The organism is Tistrella sp. (assembly GCF_002684955.1).
In the GTDB taxonomy this organism is placed as follows: domain Bacteria; phylum Pseudomonadota; class Alphaproteobacteria; order Tistrellales; family Tistrellaceae; genus Tistrella; species Tistrella mobilis.
On record NZ_NYWI01000008.1, the window covers coordinates 1 to 22,396 of the forward strand.

The 22,396-nt window shown below is 70.0% G+C and carries 33 protein-coding genes; 1 reads left to right on the top strand and 32 read right to left on the bottom strand.

Annotation, left to right across the window (positions count from 1 at the left end; translation table 11 throughout):
- From CMO28_RS01975 to CMO28_RS02020, 10 genes are all read right to left on the bottom strand, one after another.
- A partial coding sequence (locus tag CMO28_RS01975) for a tape measure protein (RefSeq protein ID WP_296708776.1) occupies nucleotides 1-3,773 on the bottom strand: 3,773 nt, incomplete at its 3' end.
- Complete coding sequence (locus CMO28_RS01980; protein WP_322111285.1) at nucleotides 3,766-4,140, bottom strand: DUF1799 domain-containing protein; 375 nt, start codon at nucleotides 4,138-4,140, stop codon at nucleotides 3,766-3,768. The genes CMO28_RS01980 and CMO28_RS01975, both read right to left, overlap by 8 nt.
- Nucleotides 4,137-4,487, bottom strand: coding sequence for a phage tail assembly chaperone (locus CMO28_RS01985; protein WP_296708778.1), 351 nt, complete (start codon nucleotides 4,485-4,487; stop codon nucleotides 4,137-4,139). The genes CMO28_RS01980 and CMO28_RS01985 overlap by 4 nt, the downstream gene beginning before the upstream one ends.
- A 42-nt stretch (nucleotides 4,488-4,529) precedes the next feature.
- Nucleotides 4,530-5,465: a hypothetical protein gene (locus CMO28_RS01990; RefSeq protein ID WP_296708781.1), complete on the bottom strand. Its 936-nt coding sequence runs from the start codon at nucleotides 5,463-5,465 to the stop codon at nucleotides 4,530-4,532.
- Between the two features lie 190 nt (nucleotides 5,466-5,655).
- Entirely contained in the window at nucleotides 5,656-6,090 is a 435-nt protein-coding gene (locus tag CMO28_RS01995; RefSeq protein WP_296708785.1) for a hypothetical protein, read from the bottom strand.
- Nucleotides 6,087-6,518, bottom strand: a complete 432-nt coding sequence (locus tag CMO28_RS02000) for a gp436 family protein (protein ID WP_296708788.1) — start codon at nucleotides 6,516-6,518, stop codon at nucleotides 6,087-6,089. Before CMO28_RS02000 ends, CMO28_RS01995 begins: the two co-directional genes overlap by 4 nt.
- Nucleotides 6,518-6,766 (bottom strand): hypothetical protein, encoded by a 249-nt coding sequence (locus CMO28_RS02005; RefSeq protein WP_296708791.1) that lies wholly within the window; start codon nucleotides 6,764-6,766, stop codon nucleotides 6,518-6,520. Before CMO28_RS02005 ends, CMO28_RS02000 begins: the two co-directional genes overlap by 1 nt.
- A complete protein-coding gene (locus CMO28_RS02010; RefSeq protein ID WP_296708794.1) occupies nucleotides 6,766-7,710 on the bottom strand; it encodes a phage capsid protein in 945 nt (314 codons plus the stop codon). The genes CMO28_RS02005 and CMO28_RS02010 overlap by 1 nt, the downstream gene beginning before the upstream one ends.
- 11 nt (nucleotides 7,711-7,721) lie before the next feature.
- Nucleotides 7,722-8,117 (bottom strand): hypothetical protein, encoded by a 396-nt coding sequence (locus CMO28_RS02015; RefSeq protein WP_296708797.1) that lies wholly within the window; start codon nucleotides 8,115-8,117, stop codon nucleotides 7,722-7,724.
- On the bottom strand, nucleotides 8,117-9,322 hold the full coding sequence (locus CMO28_RS02020; RefSeq protein WP_296708799.1) for a hypothetical protein: 1,206 nt from the start codon (nucleotides 9,320-9,322) through the stop codon (nucleotides 8,117-8,119). Before CMO28_RS02020 ends, CMO28_RS02015 begins: the two co-directional genes overlap by 1 nt.
- Before the next feature lie 493 nt (nucleotides 9,323-9,815).
- Between CMO28_RS02020 and CMO28_RS02025 the strand changes: the two genes are divergently transcribed.
- Nucleotides 9,816-10,067 (top strand): helix-turn-helix domain-containing protein, encoded by a 252-nt coding sequence (locus tag CMO28_RS02025; RefSeq protein ID WP_296708801.1) that lies wholly within the window; start codon nucleotides 9,816-9,818, stop codon nucleotides 10,065-10,067.
- On the opposite strand, the gene CMO28_RS02030 is transcribed toward CMO28_RS02025, so the two are convergent.
- The 22 genes from CMO28_RS02030 to CMO28_RS02130 all read right to left on the bottom strand — a co-directional run bounded on the left by CMO28_RS02030 (nucleotide 10,057) and on the right by CMO28_RS02130 (nucleotide 22,395).
- Nucleotides 10,057-10,563, bottom strand: coding sequence for a phage virion morphogenesis protein (locus tag CMO28_RS02030; protein WP_296708806.1), 507 nt, complete (start codon nucleotides 10,561-10,563; stop codon nucleotides 10,057-10,059). The genes CMO28_RS02025 and CMO28_RS02030 overlap by 11 nt on opposite strands.
- A 119-nt stretch (nucleotides 10,564-10,682) precedes the next feature.
- Nucleotides 10,683-11,954 (bottom strand): PBECR2 nuclease fold domain-containing protein, encoded by a 1,272-nt coding sequence (locus CMO28_RS02035; RefSeq protein WP_296708808.1) that lies wholly within the window; start codon nucleotides 11,952-11,954, stop codon nucleotides 10,683-10,685.
- Complete coding sequence (locus CMO28_RS02040; RefSeq protein WP_296708811.1) at nucleotides 11,944-13,422, bottom strand: DUF935 domain-containing protein; 1,479 nt, start codon at nucleotides 13,420-13,422, stop codon at nucleotides 11,944-11,946. The genes CMO28_RS02035 and CMO28_RS02040 overlap by 11 nt, the downstream gene beginning before the upstream one ends.
- Entirely contained in the window at nucleotides 13,422-14,963 is a 1,542-nt protein-coding gene (locus CMO28_RS02045; protein WP_296708814.1) for a terminase large subunit domain-containing protein, read from the bottom strand. The genes CMO28_RS02040 and CMO28_RS02045 overlap by 1 nt, the downstream gene beginning before the upstream one ends.
- The gene (locus tag CMO28_RS02050) at nucleotides 14,960-15,508 is read right to left on the bottom strand and encodes a phage protein Gp27 family protein (RefSeq protein ID WP_296708816.1); all 549 of its coding nucleotides are present in this window, start codon (nucleotides 15,506-15,508) and stop codon (nucleotides 14,960-14,962) included. The genes CMO28_RS02045 and CMO28_RS02050 overlap by 4 nt, the downstream gene beginning before the upstream one ends.
- A gap of 4 nt (nucleotides 15,509-15,512) precedes the next feature.
- The gene (locus tag CMO28_RS02055) at nucleotides 15,513-15,836 is read right to left on the bottom strand and encodes a hypothetical protein (protein WP_296708819.1); all 324 of its coding nucleotides are present in this window, start codon (nucleotides 15,834-15,836) and stop codon (nucleotides 15,513-15,515) included.
- Nucleotides 15,833-16,255 carry a hypothetical protein gene (locus CMO28_RS02060; protein ID WP_296708821.1) on the bottom strand — a complete coding sequence of 141 codons (423 nt, stop codon included), beginning with the start codon at nucleotides 16,253-16,255 and terminating at the stop codon, nucleotides 15,833-15,835. Before CMO28_RS02060 ends, CMO28_RS02055 begins: the two co-directional genes overlap by 4 nt.
- Entirely contained in the window at nucleotides 16,240-16,548 is a 309-nt protein-coding gene (locus CMO28_RS29845) for a TraR/DksA C4-type zinc finger protein (RefSeq protein ID WP_322111282.1), read from the bottom strand. The genes CMO28_RS02060 and CMO28_RS29845 overlap by 16 nt, the downstream gene beginning before the upstream one ends.
- Nucleotides 16,451-16,945: a hypothetical protein gene (locus CMO28_RS02065; protein ID WP_296708823.1), complete on the bottom strand. Its 495-nt coding sequence runs from the start codon at nucleotides 16,943-16,945 to the stop codon at nucleotides 16,451-16,453. Before CMO28_RS02065 ends, CMO28_RS29845 begins: the two co-directional genes overlap by 98 nt.
- Nucleotide 16,946: 1 nt before the next feature.
- Entirely contained in the window at nucleotides 16,947-17,546 is a 600-nt protein-coding gene (locus tag CMO28_RS02070) for a glycoside hydrolase family 108 protein (RefSeq protein WP_296708825.1), read from the bottom strand.
- Nucleotides 17,547-17,579: 33 nt separating this feature from the next.
- Nucleotides 17,580-18,077 carry a hypothetical protein gene (locus CMO28_RS02075; RefSeq protein WP_296708827.1) on the bottom strand — a complete coding sequence of 166 codons (498 nt, stop codon included), beginning with the start codon at nucleotides 18,075-18,077 and terminating at the stop codon, nucleotides 17,580-17,582.
- Nucleotides 18,078-18,293: 216 nt separating this feature from the next.
- A complete protein-coding gene (locus CMO28_RS02080; protein ID WP_296708830.1) occupies nucleotides 18,294-18,887 on the bottom strand; it encodes a regulatory protein GemA in 594 nt (197 codons plus the stop codon).
- A complete protein-coding gene (locus CMO28_RS02085; RefSeq protein WP_296708833.1) occupies nucleotides 18,880-19,095 on the bottom strand; it encodes a hypothetical protein in 216 nt (71 codons plus the stop codon). The genes CMO28_RS02080 and CMO28_RS02085 overlap by 8 nt, the downstream gene beginning before the upstream one ends.
- Nucleotides 19,088-19,285, bottom strand: coding sequence for a hypothetical protein (locus CMO28_RS02090; RefSeq protein ID WP_296708836.1), 198 nt, complete (start codon nucleotides 19,283-19,285; stop codon nucleotides 19,088-19,090). The genes CMO28_RS02085 and CMO28_RS02090 overlap by 8 nt, the downstream gene beginning before the upstream one ends.
- A complete protein-coding gene (locus CMO28_RS02095) occupies nucleotides 19,272-19,484 on the bottom strand; it encodes a hypothetical protein (protein ID WP_296708839.1) in 213 nt (70 codons plus the stop codon). The genes CMO28_RS02090 and CMO28_RS02095 overlap by 14 nt, the downstream gene beginning before the upstream one ends.
- Nucleotides 19,474-19,749: a hypothetical protein gene (locus tag CMO28_RS02100; protein ID WP_296708842.1), complete on the bottom strand. Its 276-nt coding sequence runs from the start codon at nucleotides 19,747-19,749 to the stop codon at nucleotides 19,474-19,476. Before CMO28_RS02100 ends, CMO28_RS02095 begins: the two co-directional genes overlap by 11 nt.
- A complete protein-coding gene (locus CMO28_RS02105; RefSeq protein ID WP_296708845.1) occupies nucleotides 19,746-20,048 on the bottom strand; it encodes a hypothetical protein in 303 nt (100 codons plus the stop codon). The genes CMO28_RS02100 and CMO28_RS02105 overlap by 4 nt, the downstream gene beginning before the upstream one ends.
- Complete coding sequence (locus CMO28_RS02110; RefSeq protein ID WP_296708847.1) at nucleotides 20,045-20,296, bottom strand: DUF2312 domain-containing protein; 252 nt, start codon at nucleotides 20,294-20,296, stop codon at nucleotides 20,045-20,047. The genes CMO28_RS02105 and CMO28_RS02110 overlap by 4 nt, the downstream gene beginning before the upstream one ends.
- Nucleotides 20,293-20,964, bottom strand: coding sequence for a hypothetical protein (locus CMO28_RS02115; RefSeq protein WP_296708850.1), 672 nt, complete (start codon nucleotides 20,962-20,964; stop codon nucleotides 20,293-20,295). Before CMO28_RS02115 ends, CMO28_RS02110 begins: the two co-directional genes overlap by 4 nt.
- Nucleotides 20,964-21,713, bottom strand: a complete 750-nt coding sequence (locus tag CMO28_RS02120; protein ID WP_296708852.1) for a DUF2786 domain-containing protein — start codon at nucleotides 21,711-21,713, stop codon at nucleotides 20,964-20,966. Before CMO28_RS02120 ends, CMO28_RS02115 begins: the two co-directional genes overlap by 1 nt.
- Nucleotides 21,710-22,171 (bottom strand): hypothetical protein, encoded by a 462-nt coding sequence (locus CMO28_RS02125; RefSeq protein WP_296708855.1) that lies wholly within the window; start codon nucleotides 22,169-22,171, stop codon nucleotides 21,710-21,712. The genes CMO28_RS02120 and CMO28_RS02125 overlap by 4 nt, the downstream gene beginning before the upstream one ends.
- Nucleotides 22,168-22,395: a hypothetical protein gene (locus tag CMO28_RS02130; RefSeq protein WP_296708864.1), complete on the bottom strand. Its 228-nt coding sequence runs from the start codon at nucleotides 22,393-22,395 to the stop codon at nucleotides 22,168-22,170. Before CMO28_RS02130 ends, CMO28_RS02125 begins: the two co-directional genes overlap by 4 nt.
- Between the last annotated feature and the right edge of the window lies 1 nt (nucleotide 22,396).

Sequence of the window (22,396 nt, forward strand, 5' to 3'; positions counted from 1 at the left end):
GCCCGTGCGTACTCGTCCCGGGCGGCCGCCCGAACTGCATCGCCGCCGGCGGTGATCGCGACCGTCATCCGCTCGGCCGCCGCCGCCTGCGCGTCCATGGCGGCCGCATCATCGCCCGCCTTGAGCTGCGCCGCCCGCTGGGCCGCCTGCCGCGCCAGATCGATCTCCGCCGCCGCCTGACGGCTGGTGAGGGCGATCCCCCGTTCGCGCAGGGACTGTTCGGCCTCATACACGGCCATCGCCTGTTCACGAGCCGCCGACCCTTTGCCGATCGTTGCGATCTCGACGTCCAGCGCCTTGACCCGGTCCTGCGCGGCCCGAAGCGCGCCGGCATCCTCGATCGCCGCCTGCGCGTCGAGGGCCGCCACCGCCCGGGCCCGCTCGGCCGCGGCGGTCGCGCTGGTGAGGTCGACGCCCCGTTCACGGAGGTCGATATCCACCCGGGCGAGCGCGAGGGCCCGTTCCCTCGCCCGCGCCGTCGCGCCGGCGAGACCGGCCTCTCGCTGGGCCAGCTCCAGCTCTTGAGCAGTCTGTCGGCCGCGGCGGGCCTCCTCCGCGTCGCGCGTGGCGTCGGCCTGGTCCTTGAGGCTCTTGTAGATTTCCTCTTCGCTTCGGCCCACCTGCCCCAGGGCTTCGACCCGCGCCCGCGCCCGGAGGTCAGCCTCGCGTTCGGCAGCCGCCGAGACCTTGGCGGCGGCTGCCACCTCTTTCGCGCCCTGCAGCTCCGCCTGGATCTGGCGGAGCCGCTGATCAGATGCCAGCCCCTGTTCAGCCGTCCGGGCCGCGAGCCCGAGATTGGTGAGGACTTCCTGGGCGTCCTTGCCCGCAACACCCAGCGCCCGGGCCTGCTCGATCAGATAGTCCAGCTGGGCACGCGCACCCGGCGTCTGGTCCTTGGCCGCCTCGGCCAGCAGGTCGCGGGCCTCCTGCGCCGCCTGCACCTGTCGCAGAGCCGCGTCGCCGCCCCCTGCGAAGGCGGAGCGCTGCGCCTGGAGGTCGCGGGTCTTGGTCAGCAGTTCGCCCATGGGCTTGAGGGCGGTCGCAGTCACGTCCGCCAGCGACTTGATCTCGCGCCGCATGGTCCCGGTCCAGCCCGCAGCCCCGCCGACCTCGCCGGTGTAGTCGCCGATCGTGGCCTTGAGGCGCGACAGCTCCCGGCGCGCGACCTTCACCGCCTCCGCCTGTTCAGCCGCCGCCGAAAATCCGAGCAGATCCCGCAGCCCCGCGCCAATACCGCCGGGCCCCATATCCGCCCGCGTCGACACCGAGAGCCGCGCCTGCGCCGCCGCCAGCCGGGCCTCGGCCAGAGCCACCTCAGCCTCAGCGGCGGCCCTGATGTTGTCGCGCTCGGTCTGAAGCTGCCCCGCCCGTTTGGACCCGCCCTCATTGAGGCTCCGCATTGCCTTATCGGCCGCGGCGATCCGGTCGGTCCAGGCCTCTGTGGCGCGGTCAGCCTCGGTGGTCCTGGTCGCGAGGTAGCCGACGCCGACGGTCAGCAGGGTGATGGCGATGCCGACCGGTCCGCCGGCCGCATTGACGAGAGCCATGCCGGCCGCCGCCGCGCGGGCGCGGAGGGCGGTGGTCTGCATCGCCGTGGCCAGGGCGACCTGGGCGCCTTCAGCGCGCGCGCTCGCGGCCGCGTGGGCCGTGGCCGCCGCAGCGACGTCGGCCGTGGCATCACGCAGCCGGACCATGGCGGCTGCCCGCTCGTCCCCGCCGACGGCAGCCGCCCGCATCACCTGCGCCTGCGCGAGGCCGGCCTGGGACGTCGCCAGCGCCTGCGCAGTCGCCACCCGCTCGGCCTCGGCGAGGGCGAGCACGTGGCGCGCGCGGGCCTGGAGCGCGGCCGACGACTGGATATCGGTGGCGGTGCCGGCAGCGACCGCCTGCCGGAGTTCGACCATGCGGGCGGCCGCGGCGCCGGCCGCCGCCGCCATCGGCCCCAGCCCCCGGCCGATCAGCGTGGCCGCGATCACCCCGCCGGCCCCGCCGGCGACGGCCGCGGCGGTGTCGATGTTGTCGGCGAGGCCCATGATCGCGGCAGCGACGCCGGCCGAGGCGCCACGCGCCTGATCGGCTTCACCCACCCATTTGAGGGCAGCGTTCGATAGCACGCCAAAGGCGCCGGCGATGGTGGGCTTCAGGCGCGCAAATTCATCCTGGATCTTCGCCGCCTGCCCGACGACCGCGTCGAACACGACCTTGCTCGTGAGCCGACCCTGATCGGCGAGACCGCGCAATTCGCCGAGCGCCACACCCATGCCATCTGCGATGGCTTGTGCCAGCCTCGGCGCCTGTTCGAGGACGCTGTTCAGCTCCTCGCCTCGGAGCGTGCCGCTGCCCAGTCCCTGGCCGAGCTGGACGAGGGCGGCCTGGAAAGACGTCGCCGAAGCGCCGCTCACCGCAAAAGCCTGCGATATCGCCGTCGTGGATAGCAGCAAATCCGTATAGCTGGCGCCCAATGTCTGAGCCTGCCGCGCCAGCGTCGCGTAGAGGTTGGCCGTCCCCTCAAAGGAGCTGCGCGTCTGCTGCGCGATCTGAAACAGGTCCGACTGCGCCGCCGCCAGAGCCGCCGACCCCTGCGTCACCAGCGAGAGCCGGCCGGCGACGTTGGTCCAGGTGTCGGCATAGGTCACCACCTGCCGCGCCGCGACGGTGAGCCCGGCCACCGACGCCAGACCGAGGAGCTGCCCGCGCAGGCCTGCGAGCACGGCCGTGGTCGCACCGGATACCGCCCCCAGGCCCTGTGCCTGCCGCGCCTGATCGCCCAGCGCGCGGGCTGCGCCCGTGGAACTGCGAGACACGTTGTCATTGGCCGCCGCCGCCCGGGCCGCGGTCGCCGCCGCCGTCACCCGCCCCTGGGCCGCCTGTCGCAGGGCCGCCGTGGCGTCGCGCTCGGCCGCGGCCGCCCGATCGAGGGCGGCAGTGTTGGTTTCCAGCGCGGCCGCCGCGCGGGCGGCCGCGCCGGCGGCGGCCATCCGGGCCTGCGCGCCCTGGACGATCACCGCCGTCGTCGCCTGATGCGCCCGCGCCTCGGCCGCGGCCGTCGCGATGGCGCCCTGCGTCTCCGCCGCCAGCGCTCGCGCCGCCCGCGTGACGCTGTAGATCGCGTCGCTGACGTCGATGTAGGACAGGGCCGCCGCATCGGCCGCCGCCATCGCCCGGCCGAAGGCGGCGGCGTTGGTGTCGAGCGCCGCCGAAGCACCCCCGAGAGCGGCGGTCATGGTGCGCTGCTGGCGCGACATCGACTGCCCGCCGCCCGCTTCACCACCGGTGCCGGCGGTGCCGGCGGTGCCGCCGGAGCGATTGACCGCGCGCGCCGCCCCCGCGGCCGCCCGCATCTGGGCAGTCAGGTCAGCGTAGCCGGCCGCGGCCAGGGCCGCCGACTGGGCGCTGGCCGCCATCTGCGCCGCCTGATCGGCCAGCGCTGCCGTGGTGCCGGCGACAGCGGCCGCGAGGGCCCGCTGCTGACGCGCGTCGGTCGCCCGCTCGGCACCGCCCCTGGCCGCCGCAGATCGGGCCGCGGCCGTGGCCGACTGCTGTTCGGCGGCGGCAAGATCCAGTTGGGACCGGGCGGCCGCCTTGGCCGCGGCGGCTGCGGCGCGCACCGCCTGCGTCGCCGCCTCGGTCTGCGCCCCCTGACGACCGATCTGCTGCCCCGTGGCGGCCGACGCCTGCCCCAGCTCGACGATATCCTGGCGCAGTTCACCGGCCGCGATTGATGCGCGGCCGGTGTCCAGATCGACTGTGAGCTTTGTACGCAGATCAGCCACGGGCGCGGGCCTCATCCTCACGGCGGCGGGCGATGTCGAGGGCGACCGCTTCGCAGGCGGCGATATCCTCAAGGAGATCCTGGGTGAGCGGCGTGCCGAGCACGTCGGCGACGCGGGCGACGGCGCTGTAGTCGAGGCCGGTGATGGCGCCGGTCATCCCCGCACGCCGCCACTGGGTCTGAACCCGGGTCCAGAGCGTCCAGGCCGGGACATTGACGGGCCAGAGCTGGATCGTGGTGTGGTCGGGATCGCGGGCGAGGGCGCCGAGATCGACCCCGAAGGCCTCCGCGTCCGCGGCCAGCTCGTCGAGGTCGGCCCGAGACGGTGCCGTCCGTACCTCTGATGACGCACGGACGGCCTCTGTCAGTTTTTTCGGCGGGCGCCTGCGAGGTTGTCATAGTAAGCCGTGATGACAGCCACGCGGATCGGGATGATCGACATCAGGCGCTCCCGTGCGCTGTCCGAGAACGGGATGGGCTGCCGATCGAGATCCACGATGTCGTCCCAGCCGATCCAGGCCTGCCGCAGCAGCTGCTTATCCCCCTCCGCGATCCAGGCGGCATCCGGATCGGGCTGGCCGTGCTGCCGGGTGATCGCATTCATGGTCTCATCGTCGAGGACGCTGAACGTGACCTTGAACCGGTGGACGACATCGAACCGGACCTCCACCGTGGCGGTGAACGTCGGCTGATCGGTCAGGCTGATCTTGAGCATTATGACTCCCTTAGGAACTAATCGGGGCGGGTGGCGGGGCAATCAGGCCGCGGTGCCGAAGGTGATCGACAGGTCCGGCGCGGTGGTGGTGGACCGCATCGTGAGCGGGATCTGGAGGCCCGTGGCGCTGTTGACCTCTGCGGGGGTGATTTCGCCCAGCTTTGCAGCCGCCGAGCCGATCACGATACGGTCGGCGCCGGTGCCGTGCGTGATCGTGAGCGTCTGCTCGGTCTCGGCGCTGGCGATCGCGAAATGGTTGACCGCGGCGAGATCGGCCTCGGTGGTGATCGTTCCCGACGGATCCCGAGCGACGATACGCACCTCCCGGACGGAGGCCGTTTCGGTCGGGTTGACCGCATTCCCGAGCGCGATTTCAAACGCGGTCGCGGACAGGTCCGCGGCCGCGAGCGTGACGCTCGTCAGCGGCTCCGACAGCATGTTCACTTTGCCACGGGTAACCGTGGGCATGCCGACCGGCACGGCACCCGGCGTCGGGTCCTCATAGAGACCCGTGAGCACGACCTGCATATACAGCGGGCCCGGGATCGTCCCGCGGATCGTCCACGTCCCCCGACAGCCGCGGATGGTCTGCGACATTCCGTCGATACGGACGATCAGAGTGACCGATGCGGGCTCAGCATCGACGGGCGTGTAGGTGACGGTCTCCCCGGCCACGATCGTCTCGGCCATACCGCACGCCTGAAGGATGTGGCCGTAGGCGGGCGGGGTGCCGGCGACGCCGCTGGTCGTCATGGGGATGTCCATGGTCAGCACCGCCCGCCGGCGCACCTGATGCGTGACGGTGTGGCTGGCCCGGCCGATATCCACCCGGCGCTCGACGGTTTCGCTCGCGGCCGGCTGGAGACTGACGTTCTCGGCATAGACCACGTCGGTCGCGTAAGACGGGGCGGCATTGGTCCCGTATGTCGCCTCGCTCTTACAAGAGACGAATTTGTATCGCCATTTACCCCACGCCATCGCTCTTCCCCTTCCCCTTCGTCTGCGTCGGCGCCGGCGCCGGCGGCTCAGGGGCCGTCGCAGACGTCTCAGCCGGCGCCGTCTCGGCGGGCGCCCGCCGCGTCAGCTTGCCGGTCGTCTTGTCTCGGATGTAGCTGCCGCCCTTCTCGGGCCACGGCCATTCGGTCGTCGCTGGCATCAGATGCCTCTGTCAGTTGAAAAGCTGCCGGCTGGTTGACCACGCCGACACCAGCCAGTACGTCCCGACACCAGCCAGCTGGCTGGCGCGGGTGCCTCCGTAGTCGATGGGCAGGAGGTCGGCCGGGTCCGGCGTCCACCCGGCCAGCGCCGTCTTCAGGGCGCCGAGGACCGTCTCTGCCTCGGCGAGGTAGGCCTCACCCGTGCCATCCTCATATGTGCGGATGCACACGGCCGTCAGCACTGAGATGGAGACGGGCTGCCAGTGCGCCCCCAGCGTCCGCGACGGCCGCGGCTCCTCGCTCCAGGGGATCACGTAGCAAGCGCCGCTCTCGGGAGCAGTGCCATCGCGCACCGCCTCCAGTTCGGCGGCCCCGGCGACCGACACGAGGGGCGGCATCGCCACCGCCCGCAGCCGATCAGCGATGGCGCGCGTCGCCGCGATCACAGCCAGCCGTCCATCGCGCCCGGCCGGCTGAACACGGGCGCATCCGAGGCCGCGTGCACCCCGCCCGCGGCATCAGCCACCGGCGCCGCCACCCCGTCCACCCCGGCCAGGACCAGGCGCCCGGCCGATGCGTCGCCCAACTGCTTGAGCGCGTCGCGGTAGTCGGCGATCACGTGTTCAGGGGGCCCATTGCGGTGCAACCGATGCCGGGCGATCGAAACCGCCCAGCCGCGCACCATCGCCGGCGGCGGATCCGACAGCGGGGTCAGATAGCGACCCCGCAGATAGCCGTCGATCGTCTCAGCCGCGTCGGCGATGGCGGCGGTGATCACCTCGGGGTCCGGGGTGCCGTCGCGGTCGCGATCGGCGATCTGCCGGATCTCTGCTTCGCCGGCACGGGCGATCAGGTCGTCGAGCCCGGCGTACATCAGGCGCCCTCTGCCGGTTTTGTCGGCTTCTTCGTCGGGGGCGGCGGGGGCGGCGAAGAGGGCGACGGACTGACGGTGGAGCCACCTCCGCCCTCGCCTGTCGGGGTGGGCGCGGCCATCGCGAGCCCCGCCAGCCCCTGGCTGATCAGCGAGGCGGCGACATCGTCGGGGACGTCGACGGTCTCGCCGACGCCGTGGCGAACGCCGTCGTGACGCAGGCAGGTCTTCGTGAGGGCGATCGCGACCATCACAGGATCTCCCGGAACAGGTACCCCAGGTCGGGCGCGACCACGCGTTCCTCGACCTCTTCGCCGACGCGCACGCGGGTGCCGCCGTACATGCCGATGCTGTCGTCCAGCTTCGATCCGGCGAACCGCGCACTGGCGCTGCCGGGCGCTTTCGTCTGGGCGGTCCATCCCCAGGTCACGATGCGCTTGCTGCCGATGTTCGGGGCCTGATAGGTCAGCGAGGCGTGGCCGCCCCAGACGCGCACCCGTTGCGAGGGCTGTCCGGGGCGGGCGGCATTCACCCATGCCGCCCCGACTTCGATCCTGTCGACCTCGATCAGATCGGCGGCTTCCCGCCTCGTCACCCGCCCCTTGTCGCCGCTCGATCGATTGATCGCGGACACAAGGGCCGGATGCCGCCGCAGCACGGACCAATCCCGAGCGCCGAGCGTCATCACGTTCGGACGCAGAGGCGGCACGTCCAGTGCGTCGGCAATCTGCCCGAGCGGATCCGACGTCGGGTCGGACCACTTATCGGACCCGGTCAGCGTCTCCACCTGCGACGCAGCGTAGGACGAAGCCGACTGCACGATCGACGCCACCCGCACCTCACGGTCGAGCAGGATCAGCTCGGTGAGCCCCGTGACCGCGAAATCCACCGGGTCGTAGCCGTCGGGCGCATCTCGGCTGTCCGTCAGCGGCACCGGATCGTCCAGGCCATACCGCTTCGTCTGGCTGGTCCGCTCCTCCGCGCGGAATTCCACTTCGGTCGGCGCTGATTTGCGCCCGACCGTCGTGTCCGGGACCGTGATCAGCTGATCGAACCCGAACTGGTGGTAGAGGTAGACGCTCTTGTCGTGCGGCGGCAGGCGCGGCATGACATTGTCGGCGATGTAGGCGCCGTTGGAATAGGCGAGCGAAATGCCCGTCAGCACGGGCGAAATCGGGAACGGCTCTCCGGCCACTGCTCTGCTCCTTAGAAGGTCACGCGCCCAGGCATCACCATGCCGGGCACGATGTCGCCGGGCGACGCGGTGACGGTCGGGTAGCCGACGGTCCAGTACGAGGTGTCGGCCGTGGAAGGCGTCTGCCCCAGGGCGCCGCCGGCCAGGGCGCGCAGCGGCATCCCGGCGGCCGAGGTGGTGCCCGCGCCGCCCGGTCCGTCGCCGATCACCATGTCGGTGATGCCGCTCAGCACCACGTCGACCGGTTCACCGGCGGTGACGCCGCCGGGGCAGTCGGTGACGCCGATCCCGCGATCGCCGGCGCCCGCGATCGTGACCGTGCCGTCGGCGGCCCCGTACTTGACGGCCCGGCCGTGCGTCAGATTGACGGCGGCGACGCAGGCCTTGATGACCTTCGCATTCGACATCAGGCACCCCCCCGCCGGCGCAGCTGCGCCACGGCATCGGCGTGCGACAGGATGCGGCCGCGCGCCCGTTCGGTGGCGATCAGGTCTTCGATCATGGCCGCCACGGCGGTGGCGTCGGTCTGCTCGGCGAAGCTCGGGCCATCGGCGTCGGGGGCCGCGATCTCGCCGGTGTGGACAGGCAGCGGCAGGCTGGCGATCAGGTCGCGCAGCGCCTGCCGGGCGGAAGTCTTAACGACCTCCCCGCCCTCGGCGAATTCGACAGATCCGTCAGCGGTCGCCAGCTCAGCGAACACCGCCTCAGCGCGCGCCTGAAGGCTCCTGGGCAGCCGCCCCGCCTCGACGGCCTGGGCGACAGCCATCCGATCATCGGCGATCCGCTGGCGCCGCAGCGCCTCGGCCGCGTCGCGCTCGCGCTGGATCTGCGCCGCCTCGCGGGCGGCGATTTCCTGCTCCCTGCGCGCGAGGTCCGCCTCGCGGTCGCCCCCCGTCGGCGCGGGTGTGGTGGTGGCGGTCATGCGTTCCTCTTCCGATTTCGGCGCCCGGGACGGCTCCGCGAATGCCGGCCCGGGCGCCTGGTCCTCGGCCGGCAGGGGGTGATAGCCCGCTGCATCGCGGGCCTCTTGATCGGCGGCCGCGAGTTCAGCGGCCGAGATGATCCGATCTGCCGCCTCCGCGCCCTGCGTCTCCGTCAGCCAGTCCCTGACCCGCCGCAGCGTGCGGGTCACAATCTCCAGCCCGCGGCCGGTTGCGCGGATGGGTGCCGCGCCTTCGGACAGCTCGATGTCGATGCAGTCTGCCGCGTCGCCGAACTCGATCGGCCGCAGGCCTTTGACCGCCGGGGGCGTCGCGCCCAGGAATCCCACATGCCGGAGGTGCCATCGCCCGGGCGTCGGATTGCTCGGGGCGTCCGGCGGATACAGGCGCACGGAGACCTTTGCGTAGCGCTCGGCCCGAACCAAGTCGGCGAACTCGGGATCCACCGCCTCCGGAACCGCGACCAGCCGGCCACCCTCCACACGGACCGCCGCAATCCAGCCCCAGGCCGGATCGTCGGTCCGCGGATGGCCGATCACGATCGGCGCGCGGTGGAGCTTGGGGTCATACGAGCTGGCGATCTCATCCAGCTCCCGTGGCCCAAAGGTCAGGGGAGGCCCCCCGGACGCGGGGTGGTGGGATCCCAGGCTCAACACTTCGATCGGTTTCATGGGGCCGATTTTGACGCCCCCGCACCGCTCGGGTCAGGCTGACAGATGTCATACCGCCGTCGCCGTCGCTCCGCGCCGCCTAGAGGCCCCATACAGCGCGATCTCGTCAGCAGACTCCGAACGGACTCCAGAAGCCAAGATCAGCTTCCTTGGATGGTCTGGGCGGCGTATTGGGCATATCCGCAAGATATTGGGCGCCATGCCGGCCCGCTGGCCGCTTCGGGGGGGGGTATCCGCGCGGGCCTAAAAATGCAAAGAAACCGCACTTCCGCATTGACGGATGCACGGTTTCCTTGCATTATAGGTCTTGTCAGGCAATGGTGCCTGACATGGACCGAGAGGAAAAAGAGATGAAGCTCACCCTCAAGGTCCGGACCAAGCGGCTGACGGTCACCCTGACCATCATCATCCGCTTGTAACCCGGAGGGCGGTGCCGAGGTGGCTCTCGGCACCGCTCCCCGAAACCGTGCCATACCCCTTCGGAGAGCGCAAGATGACCCGCGACGAGTTCAAGATCACCCGTGACCAGCTGGGTCTCACGCAGGCCGACCTGGGCGCCAGGATGGGCGTCAGCCGCAATGCCATCATAGACCTGGAAGCCGGCAAGACCACGCTGCGCCCCATGCACGTGCTCGCGATCGAGCGCGTCTCGCTGGCCGTCGCGATCGAGCGGCGCGACCCGATGTTGGCTGTCCCGTCAGTGCGGCGCGAAGCCCTGGCTCTGGTGCAGCTGATCACCGGGTGAGTAACCCTTGCACGTAGTCGGCCGCCAGATCGAGCATGTCCTCGGCGTCTTCCTGAGACAGCCCGAGATAAGGGCGGGCGGGGATGACGACGATGTCCGCCGCGAACAGCCGGCCAGCCATTTCGAACACCAGCTGCGCGGCCGTCTTGGGGACGATGATCGCCCCGAACTGATGAGCGGCGGCATAGATGCGGTTCGTACCGACCTCCAGCCGCCTGTCGCCGTCGGCCTGCCAGACGATCGTCGACATCAGGCCGCCCATGGCGCCCCCCTCCCGGAGGATACCAGGGCCTTTCTTGCCCTTGGCATAGAGCGGATTGAGCGCTTCCCACGCGCTGCCATCCGGCGCCGTCTCGGTCAGGAACCGGTCCTTCGTGGACGCGACGAGGGCTGCGCCGAGATTGGCGATCAGATCAGCAGGATGGGTCAGCCCGCGCGCCAGGGCCTGGAGGGGACCGGTCAGATTGTCGACTGTCGTAAGGCCGGCACCGGCCATGGGGGCACCTCTTGCGGTTTCGGGGCGGCGCCACCATCATCACCCTGTCGGGCGGCTGAGGCGCCGACGCCCTCGGTAGGTCGCGCGATGCGGGCGGGTCCGGTCGGCCGGATCCGCCCTTACTCTGTCGGCGGATCGGTTTCGTCCGGCAGATCCGGACGGCGGTAGAGCAGCGCCCCGCGTCGCTGGCGGGCCAGATAGCTGCCCTTGGTGTCATAGGCGGTGACGCCTTCCCAGCCCCGGGCTGCCCAGCTGAAATAGGCGAACAGCTCTCGCCCGTCGGGCAGCCCGGCGCGGCGCAGATAGGTCCGCCGCAGGGCCGGCGTGCCGGACGCGGCGCCGGCCCAGTCCACCCAGATCTCGTCCGGATCCCGGATCGCGTCTGCCAGCAGCAGCAGATAGCGCTCGCGACCGCGCTTGGTCGCCTTCAGGGCCACCTCTTGACCGGCCTGGTCCCGCTGCACGAACAGCTCACGGTCGATCAGGATCACCCCGCCGGACGGGTCGCGATGCTCGCGCCCAAGGCGCTGCGAGGCGCCGAATTCAGCCAAAAACCGATCGACATACTCGTCTTCCGACAGCCCTTCGGGCAGCAATCGGGCTGGGTCTACCGGCCTGATCGGCGGCAGCGGCGGCAGATCGGGCAGCGTCGACGGCTCGCCGTAGTCAGGCAGCGGCTGGGCCAGTTCAGGGGGTACGATCCCCTGACTGGCCTCGCCGACGTTGTAATCCCACCCAGGATCGATCCCGCGCGGGATCTCGCGGCGGTCGCCGGTGCGAGGGTCGGTCCAGGTGTACGTACCGTCCTGGGGCGCTTCACGCTTGACCTGGTTCTTCGGATCGGCTTCGAGTCTGGCCAGCTGACGATCCGTGATCGGCTCCACCCAACAGCCACAGCCCCACCCATTGGGCGGGTAGTGGGTTTTCCAGAACGGATCATCCCGCGGCAGGACGAGGTTGTTCCAGCTCAGATGTTCCGGTCGTGGATGCTTGGACCCCGAATGCCGATACCGCAGATGCGGCCGCATGCGGACGATGTCCGGATCCATGATCTGCGCCCACTGGCCGGCCTGATAGGCCGTCTGAATGTTGGTCTGGTAGATCAACCGGGCGCGCCATTCGCGGGTGCCCGTATGCGACCAGCCGTGCCGGTCGACGAGATCATCGAAATCCCGCTGGAACTCCTTGAAGCTGGTGCCTTTGGTGATTGCCTTCTCGACGGCGACCCGCAGATCGCCGAGCAAGGCATCGCGTGAGGCGCCCGCGACAGTGAATGCTCTCGCATGAGCTGCTCCATAGAGGTCAGTCCAGGCCTCCGTGGGGATCGACACCTTCGCCCTGTGGTGTTCGATCGCTTCCGGGAACGGTACATCCACCGCCTCAATCGCCATCCGTCGTCACCTCCGACCTGCCGATCACATCAGCCGCCGCCAGCGCGTCAGCGAGCACCGACGCGACATCCGACACGTCCAGGTCCGGCGACGCCTGGAGCAGCAGCTGGATCAGCTCATCATAGGACCCGGCCGACATCCAGATCTCACGGAGACGGTCGATCAATCGGGCGCGGGCGGGCGCGGTCTCGGCCAGGGCACGCGACGCGAGCACGTCGGGCACGCGGTCGACCGGGACGCCGACGGCCTCGGCAAAGGACGGGTCGGGAGCGGCTTCGGCCGACGCCGGGGCATCGGCGGGCGGGGTGGCCTTGATATCGACCCGGTCACCGCCGTAGGTATCGTTGATGTACTTCACCGGGGCGCGGTAGCCCATGCGATCGAGCCGTTCGTCGCGCTCGGACAGCTTGTCGAGGTCATCCGGCTCTGAGAAGTCGCGCCAGAGCTTCGGGTAGCCGGCCGCGATCGGCAGCGCGTTCACCTCGATAATCCAGCGCACGAGAGTTCGGTTGATGGTGTCGCAGACAAGGTCCGCATCGGCCTTCGCGAGTGCGAGGCGGACGTCGTTGTGGACCTCGCCGAGCGCCCGCGACCCGTTGTCGCCGGCCGATGTGCTCAACGTCTCGCCCAGGACCGCCTTGGTAAGCATCTGGTCGAGATACTCGGATAGTTCACGATAGCTGCCACCAGATGACGCCGCCTGGAGATAAGCGATCGAGATATCGTCCGGGGTCACAATCTTGCCGTTGCGGCCCAGATTGCGCAGATGATCAAGGATTTCCTTCTGGCGTGACTGGTCATACTGGCCGCTGTACTGCGCCCAAGTGGTCGGGTCCGAGTGCCGCTCATTGCTTTGAAGCCAAGCGGCCAGCACCTGCCGCTTGAACAGCGCCGGCCAATAGATCACCGACCCGATGCCGCAGCCATACAGATCATCATCGTGATCGTGGATGGTGTAGCGGTGTACCACCATCTTCCTGGCCGGCACCTCGATCCCGGCCAGCATCGAACCTCGGGTCAGCAAGCGCAGGTTACCCGACGCATCAAACCTGAACCGCCGCTGGTTCCGCGTCTTGGCCGCGGCAGCAATCCAGAGGCCGTCGCGATGCTCCCACATCACCTCGGCGACGGCGTACCCCTTCAGGATAGCGCCGAGCAGCCCCTTGGTGAGCCGGTCCAGACCGATCTCGTCGAGCTGGGCGCGCACGACCTCGGCCGCCCGCTTGTCTGCGCGGCGGTCGCTCGCCGGATCCACCCGCCACTCCCTTTCGATCACCGCCATGGTGCGCTTTGAAAGGACTGTGAAGGCCTCGGGATCGCGCCTCACCTCGTCATACAGGGCGGCACCCTGTGGGCCGCCGCGACGCGCGATGACGTCATCCTGGGGGGTGAGGAGGCCTGTATAAGCGGGCATCCACGGATCGGACGCGATGCCGGCAATCTCTCCGGGTGTCGGTTTCTCGGGCATCACATCCTCCGGTAGTCGTCGAGAGTGCCGGACAGGGCGCCGACATAGTCGCTGATCACCGCACGCTCATCCTGGTGGTCGACATCGCCGTCCTCAAGAGATCCAATCGGACCCGAGGGGCCGCCCCGCTGATCGCGCGCGAAGATCGCCAGCGCGGCGGCGATCACGGTATCGCCGTGCCGTGGCAGGCCGTCTCGGCCCTTGCTGCGGCGGCTGCCCACCTGTGGCACCCCGCGGATAAGTTCGATCGCGCGGTAATCCGCCTCGACATCCGGGTCCGCCGGTACCGGCAGGTCGCCATCTTCCATTGCCGCTTTGCACCGGGGCATATGTTCCCGATACCACTCCGTCGACAGCTTGATTTCCGACACTCGGCGGCCGCCGAATTCCAGCGTCATGGCCTCCGCAAGTGCGGCACCATTGCCAGTTGCATCAAGGGCCATGTGATGTAGACGGCCCAGGCGCTTACCGAGCCACACCAGGATGCGTTCCTGAGCCTTGAACGGCACGTTCCGGAGTTCAACAACGAAGGGCGTGATCCACTGATTCGCCACTTCGGCGAGCGCCCAGATGCACGTGGCGTCGACGGTGCGTCCGAAGTCCGTGCCGAGCACAGATCGCGCGGGGACCGGCATGGCGTCAATGACCGCGGCAAGCACGTCCTCAATCCAGTCGTCTACCACGGCAACCATGCCAGTCGAGCCGGCGGCCAGCAGGTCGGCCGGCGCCGTCCACCGAATTACCGGGATCTGAGGATCCCGGACCTGAGCAAGCAGCGACGCCTTGAAGTAGGCGCCACCTCCGGTCCGTGGGATGACGTCAAGTTCCTCGTCTGCGTTATCGCGGTAGATCCCGCGTATGAGTGTGATCCACTCGTCCTTTGTCCGGCCGCCATGGCGACCGGTGAACTTGATACGCTCGTAGAGACCATCGCCAACCGCGTCATCAAAGGTAATCCGCACCAGTCCGGCGCCCGTGACGCGGCCGGCCCGCACGTCCTCAACCAACGCCGCGAACGGGTTGTCAGCACCATCATGAGTGCTGAGCACCACCACCCGACCGCCCCACATGGTGAGGGCCAGCGCTGCTTTGAGGATTTCTTCAAGGTCGGTGACAAAGGCAGCTTCATCGATCAGCACCAGCCCCTGCCGGCCGCGCAGTGCACGGGGCGTTGACGGCAGGGCCTCGATCACATAGCCGGATGCCATACGGATGCGCAGGGCCTGCATTGACCGCGTTTCGCCACTTGGCAAGAGGTCTTCAAAGATGAACTCTTCCGCCTCGCCGGCGATCTCATTGATGCCTGCCGCCCAGTCCGCACAGGCCTGGATGAACTCTCGCGCCATTTCCAAGCTGGTGCCCAGATAATAGACGTTCGATCCGCCCGCCGCCTTGCTGGCCGCCGAAGTGAGGACCGCCAGGAAGGCTAGAGCCCAGGTCGCTCCAATGCGTCGCGACTTCTCAACGACGGTCAAGGCATGCGTACTGACCGTCTCAAGCAAGCGACGCTGGTATTTCAGCAGCAGGTCGGCGCTACTCATACGTCGACCTTGAGCACGGCCCGGGTGAGCTTGGCGATCAGATCGGCGGAGGCGCCGGCCGACTTGGCGGTCGCAGCCGCGGCTTCGGCGGCCTCGCGCCGCGCCTTGTCGGCCGCCCGCTTCTCCGCCTGGAGCACGCGGTCCGCGTCCACCTTCCTCGCGCTGGCCGCGTTCTTAATCGCCGATGACAGCATCATCAGCTCTTTAGGGTCGAGGGTGGCACCATCGCCAGCGCCCGCCAGCGACACCTTCAAAATCAGCCCCTGCAGAAGCTCGATCGAGGCGCGATTCATGACATCGTCATCGGCGTCGTCGCCGAGACGGTCGACCACCGCCTCCGCCACGCTCCGCGCCTGCATCGTCCGCGCGCGAAGCTCGTCGAGACGTTTGATGTAGACCCCCAGCCCACTGCGGCTGACATCGGTCACGCCCAGGCCGTCGAGGTGAGAGCGGATCTCGTCGATCGTGTGCCCGCGCTGGCGCAGACCCCGGATCGCGTCCAGGATCTCGGGCGGCAGCCGGTCCACCTTGCTCGGGCGCGCCATGGGATCAGTCGCCGATCAGGGGGTATGCCACGCCCGGCACCGCCGGCACCTGCCGACGCAGGTAGAGGCGGCCGCGGGGGGTGATTTCGGCGCCGAGCACCATGCCGCGATACCAGTCCGTCTTGACCAGTCCGGCTTCGCGGAGGTGTTCAATGTCCTCTCGCACCGTATCTGGCGCCGAGGACATGCCGCGATACTTCAGAGCCCAGAGGTTCGCGCCGATGACGGATTCATTGGCCGCGCCTTCCTGTTCGACCAGGATCCGCAGGATCGAAAGTCGCCGGCCGGCGGCGGGGTCCATCCGGTCCGAGAGGTCATGGTCGCTCATTTCGCTTCGAGCCTCCTGATGATGTACTCCTCGACCCGCTCGATGGCGCGGCCTTGACGGCGCTGCTCCTCGCCCACCGTCGCGATACCGCCCTCCAGGCGGGCCAAGGCCTCGCGGAGGGCGGCGACATCCTCGACGGTGGGCAGGTGGCGGATGTCGGCTTCAAGGCGCTGCGTCCGCTCGGCAAGCTCCGCGATATCGTCGGCGGCCGGCATGTGCCGCACCTCACCTTCGATCCGCTGAAGCCGGCCGGCGAGATCCGACAGACCGGCCTGGACGGGGACCAGCGTCTCGCGCAGGTCGTCTTGAGAGACGAGCCCGCGCCGCACCACCCATGACAGCACGGGCACCACGAGCGTGCCCGTCGCCATGACGACGATACCGAGGGCCGGCACGATGTCCTTCAGCCACTCCGGCATCGCCTCTCCCTTTCCTCTGCCTTGGCGCAGTCGATGCAGGTCCGCGCCCAAGGCAGCGCTGCGCGCCGCTCAGCGGGGATCGCATCCCCGCAGACCCGGCAGGTCGGCCGCCCCACAGGCCGCGGGCGGCGGAGGTGGCGGGCGAGCGCGTCGGCCGCCGCCTGCGCCGCCCGGTCGGCTGCGATGTCGGCGTCGTCAGCCATTGGTGGACCTCCCGGGGAGGCGGGCGGTGACGTAATCCCAGAGGTCCGCCGCGCCGTCCGCGCCAGCGAGGTCAAACCGCGAGAGGGCATCGGGCACCCTCCGCCTCAAGTAGTTGACGGCCACTTCGACGGCCTGGGTTTTACCCTCGGGTGTGGTGATGGCGGCGCCCAGCAGCTGGGTCGCATAATCGATCGCCGACAGGGTGGCGTCTTCCAGGTACGCCCGCACTCGGGCGTCCTGCTCCAGCCCCAGCCAGACGACCGCACGGTTGATCAGCCGCACCGCATAGCCGCCGGCGATCACGCCGATCGCACCGAGCACGCTCTCGATCACCGGGCCGACGGCAGCCGTCGCGGCACTGGCGGTGGTGTCGGCGGCATAGACCACATTGGCGACCAGGGCCGACAGCAGCAGCAGCAGAACTGCCATGGCCGCCAGGGTTGAGAGGATGAAGGATGTGCGGGCGAGCAGGGTGCGGATCGTCATGTCAGACCTCGTCATAGGCGCGCGACAGCCAGCCGCGCACGAAGCGCGCGCCGAACTGCGTCGTGGCCGCCAGCAGCCGGTAATATCCAGCGGCTTCAGATCGGATTGCGTGGATCAGATCAGGGCCGATCCGGGCGATCGCCGCCCGCGAGATCGGGCCGAGCGCGCCGTCCTCGGCCAGCGCCTCACCGTGGGCGCGGCAGGCCCGCTGGATCAGCTTGTGCGCTTGCACGGGGCCCATATTGACGGCGAGATCGAGAGCCTTGCTCGCGAGCGGGTCAGGCAGGGCCGCGTAGTCGAGGGCATCCCACCACAGCACGCGGTAGATGATCTCGGCATCCGCCCGCGTCAGGCGGCGGATGGTGTCGGCCGTCACCTGCGAGGGGATCGCGAGCCCGGCCTGGGCGAGACGGCGACGGTCGGCCGCACTCAGGCGGCGCAGGTAGTGGATCGAGACACCCCACTGAGTGATCCCACCCGGATCGGCCGGGTCATCGGCGAGACCACCCTCGTGGAGTAAGAGACGCCCGACGGCCGCTCGATAGCGGGCGTCGGGCGAGGTGTCGGGCTGGGGATCGCCCGTCGGGAGGATCGTGACCATGGCCACGATTTTCGCGCGGGCCGGCGGGCGCGATCAGGGGGACAGATGTTCACATCCGCCGGGTAGGTCGAGATCCAACTGCCGCCCATCCTGCCGCCGCAGCCGCCGGCGATGCGCCCGCCCGCAGGTCGGGCAGACGGGCGCGGGCTCCACGTCGTCCGGCCCGCCATTGCCGCGGGCGACGCCGGCGGTCAGGCGGGCCGCGTGGGTCTCGGTGATGCCCAGCTCGCGGGCAATGCGGGCATGGGTCCAGCCCTCCGCCCTCAGCCGCCGCGCCCGGGTGGCCCGGATCAGCGGCGCCGCGGAAGGCACGGGGTGCGTGTCGCCACCCAGTTCCGACCGGCACACCAGCCGGGCCGCCTGGACGCCCAGAACCCGCGCCAGCTCGTGCCCCGGCCGCACGTCGCGGGGCACGTACAGCCGGGTGCCCCCGTGCGCCTCGGCCAGCCGCAGGGCGGCGTCGACGCCGGCGATGCGGGCCACGATCGACAGCATGCCGGGCAGGGTGTCGGGCTTCGGGGTCCAGGTCATGGCGTCACCTCTTGAGGTTTTCGCCGGGCATCACCACCCAGCACCAAGTGCCCCGCACTTCGGTTCCGTCCCTCCACCGCCACCGAACCCGCAGGACGTGACGACTGCCCTCAGGCCGATGACGGATCACCACCCGCTCGGCCACCAGCCGCCCACCAGCGGCGGTGTGGCGGGCATGGGCCGCGGTGGCGGCCGCCGGCCAGCCCGGCAGGGGCTTCATGCCGCCCTCCGCCGGCGGACTTCCACCCCAAGGGCAGCGATCACGGCGTCGAGTTCCGAAGCCCCCATCCGGCCGAGGTCGACCTGGGCCGCAAGCTGCCCGCCCCGCCGCTGCTGGGCCTCGATCACCGCCCGGCGCGCTTCCAGCGGCCCCGCATCGGCCGGCGGCCAGTCGACCCCGCCCTCACGGGCGATCCACGCCTTCAGGGCCTCGATCACCTTCGCGAGCGTGGCCGGGTCGACCCAGTTCATGGCGCTGATACCCGTCTGCCGCTGGATCCACTCCCCCAGGCCCGTCTCCGACGGGTCATAGGTGATGCCGAGATTGTGCGCGGATACCCACAGGGCCCGGATCTTGCGGGCCTGCGCCGACCCGGCCGGGCGTCGATCGCCCTTGCGCCGGCGCGACTTCGGCGCCCACCCGGCCGCCCGCAGCGCATCGAGCACTCGCCCGAGGTCGGCGGCCGACGCGGCCGCGGCCGAGCGACTGCCGATGGTGCGGGCATAGATGTCCCGGAGACCATCGTCCGAGAGCCCCAGCTCCCGGGCGGCGGCCCGCACGGTCCGAAGCCGCAGCGTCCTGTCATCCATGGCGGGCCTCCTTCAGGGCCGCATCGACGGCAGCCCTCAAATCGGGGGTGTTCAGCTCGGCGATTTCGTCGGCCGGCAAATCGTCCGGCACGTCGATCACGACCGAAACCGCCAGAGGGCCCTCGGAGAGGATCTGCCACCCGGCCTCCAGATAGGCCTCAAGGGCCCCGTAGGGGATCGTGGTGACATAGCGGGGCAGGTTAGCCATGGGCGGCCTCCCCGATCACGGCGAGCAGCTGGGCCCGCGCCAGCCGCCGGCGGCGCTGCGCCGCGGCGCAGACGTCGCGGGCGTGGCGGGCGGCCGCCCGCGCAGCATCCCAGGCAAGCTCGGCGTCGAGGGCCGCGGCCTGGGCGGCCGCGTAGGCCGCGGCGGCGGCGGTGGCTTCATTCGCTGCCATCGTCGCCCCCTGCTGCCGGCCGGTAGGCCGTCAGCCACCGATTGCGGGCTGCGTCACATGCCTTTTCCGCCTTGGCGTGAGCCGCCCTGGCCGTCTTCGCGGCCTTTTCGGCCCGCAACATCTTGAGGCGGGCCTCCGTCTCGCGGAGGTGCGCCTCGTCGTAGGCCTCTCCCAGGGCCTCCAGGTCACTACCCGCCATGCTTCGCGCCCCCCTTCTTGATCATCTCCCGCAGCCGCCCGAAGGCGGCCAGTTCGTCCAAGATCACCACCCCCCGTCGGCCCCGCATGCCTTTGGCGCCCGACGCCCACTCCCGCAGCCTCGTCGCCATATCGTGCGCCTGGAGCGCCCGGGCAGTGATCGCCATGCGCTCGTCGCGCGGCGCCAGCCGGGCGGCCAGATCGAGATCGTCGACGATCTGATCGAGGTCATCGGCCGCGCGGGCCAGGATCGTCTGATAGCTCATTCACCCGTCTCCCGAACTGCCCTGAGGATCTCCAGGTACCGCGCCCGCACCACGTCGAGGGCATGCTCAGCCGCCGCCCGCTCAGCAGCCGCCCGCGAAGCGACGGCGCGGTGGTGGCGGCGGTGGAACCACCGACGCAGTGCCGACCACTGCCAGCCCGCCTCATCCGCCACGAGTTGCTGGGCGCGGGCCTCCCCGGCGGCCGCAATGGCGCGCCGCCAGATGGCATAGGCATCGGCTTCCGCGCCCGGCGCCGCCACGTCGATGCCACGGATCGCCGTCTCCAGCTCGCCCGTCATGACAGCGGCATCCCAAGCGCGCGCTTGTAGAGGTCGAGCAGGTCGTCCTGCTCCGCCACGTCCTGCGGCTCCATCCTGCGGAGCTTGATCAGCTGCCGCATGACCTTCGTATCGAAGCCGTTGCCCTTGGCTTCGGCGAAGACCTCGCGGATGTTCGCCGCGATGCCGGCCTTCTCTTCCTCCAGCCGCTCGATCCGCTCGATATACGAGCGCAGAACGTCGCCGAAGATACCTGCGACCTCGGTCATGGCGTCACCTTGTCGATGTTGTGAGGGGTGAGAGTGAAGGTCAGAGCGACCACCCAGGGGTTGGCGCACCAGCCCTTGGGGCCCCAAGTGCCGTAGATGCGGCCCCATGCCGCGCCGAAGGCAGCGATGGGCATCACCCATGACGGCGACCGCGACCTGAGCGTGTCGGCGGGCGTCAGCGGTTCGAGAGCGTATCGATCCGCCCAGGTCGGGCCCATCTCGATGCGTCTCACGCCCTCGGCGAAGATGTCCGCCTCGCTGATATCCTTCAGGCGTTCGACGCGGACGTCTGTCAGCGCCAGCGTGGCCCGGCTGGCCCATCGCGGCAGGCCGGTGCTCGGCCGCCACCGCGGCGGGTCCGCCCGATCGAACGCAGACCGGTAGTAGCAGACGCGGTCCAGCGTCGGGGCAACGGCCATCGGCAGCCCGCCCCACGGACCCCACCGCACCTCGTCGGATCGGTCCTGGCCGTAGGCATGACAGAGCGCGTGGGCTTCCCGGACCCAGAGGCGGTCGCCGGGCTTGTAGGGCACCGGCAGGGGCATGAGGCTCGCCAGCGTTCGCCCCTCCGGATGGATCAGCGGGATCGGGAGCCGGTGCTGGGTCTTGATGCCCTTCACGACGGCCGGCACCCACAAGGCCGGGATGTTGATCGGATAGTCGGCCATCACTGCTCCCCCAAGAGGCCCGCCGCCGGGGCCGCGCCCCGAAGCGGCGCATCAATCCTCACGGCCCGGCCGGCGGCCGCCCCCGCGGCTTTGGCCCGGCCGATGTCCTTGACTGCGGTCTTCCCCGCGGCGAGGGGGCGCTTGCGCCGGAGCGCGATCCCGCGGCGCGCCAGCTCGTCGTCCAGGGGTGACAGGGCGGCTTGGATGCGAGCGACCCCATCCTCGGGCGACACCCCATCCAGGCCCTTCCTCTTCCAGAGCCCGAGGACGAGCTGCTGGCCGACCGAGACAACAAACTCGGTGAGCCAGGCCCTCGCAGCCGCCGCGCGGGTCTTGGGCAGCCGCCGGCGCTGATAATCGGCAGAGGCGCGGTAGGCGGCGAGCCCATCACCCGCCGCCCTGCGGATCACCTCGTGCACATACTCGGCGACCAGCACCGCCGCGGGCGCGCCGAAGTAGACGATCACCCGCCCACCGGATGAGGACGACGAGTGATAGCAGCGGCAATCCGCGAAAAGCGCGACCACCGGCCACAGGTTGTCGAGCGGCGTCCGCCGGCCAGCCAGCTCGACTTCCCGGGCCTCGGCGAGGGCGGTTTCGAGGGCCGCTTCGTCCAGGCCGTGCGCGGCCAGCAGCTCGGCCGCCTTGGTCGCGGCTGCCAGCGCTTCCGCGGGCGTGCACCCGCGGTCCGTGGTCATCGCACGAAGCGCCTGGATCCGGGCGCGGATGCGGGTGAGATCTGCGGTCATCGCCCGTGCCCCCACGCGACCAGCTCGTCGGGCGTCATCGCCCGATAGTGGGTCACCGCGTATTCCAGCGGCTCCCCGTCGCGGTCGGTCCAATGGGGCACGACCTTCTTCTTCTGCTCCGCGTAGGACCGGGGCGACAGCAAGAAGGCCAGGGACGACAGCATGGCGCCCCGCTCACCGCCGCCGACGGTCCGGACCATCATCGGTGCGCTGGTAAGCCAGATCAGCTTGGGGGTGACGGCCCGGACCTGGAGTAGGTCCAGGGGGTTCATGCCCTCCGCCGCCGCCCAGCAGGCAACGATCCGGCGCGAGACGCAATTGCGCAAGTGACTGTCCTCAGGCAGTCCGGTTGCCAGCTCGGCCGCCCTTGCCAGCGCCGCGACAGCCCCGCAGGTCGAGCCCTTCTGCCGGAGCGTCTTCTTGAACACCTTTCTGGCGTCGTCGTAGGTATTGGTCATAAATCGTACCCTTTGAGGTATGCGAGCCGCTGCACCGCGGCCCTCAATGGTGTCGGCATCCATGCCCGCCCGAACTGCCAGATCAGTAGGTCCAGCACGTCCCGCTCAGCATCTGCGATCGCGTCCTCAGTGGTGACGCACGCCGCCGGCTCGGGTGTCGGGCGAGCCGCTTCCAGCGCGGCGAGGCGCTGTTCGATCGCTTCCAGGCGGTCGAGTTCGGACATG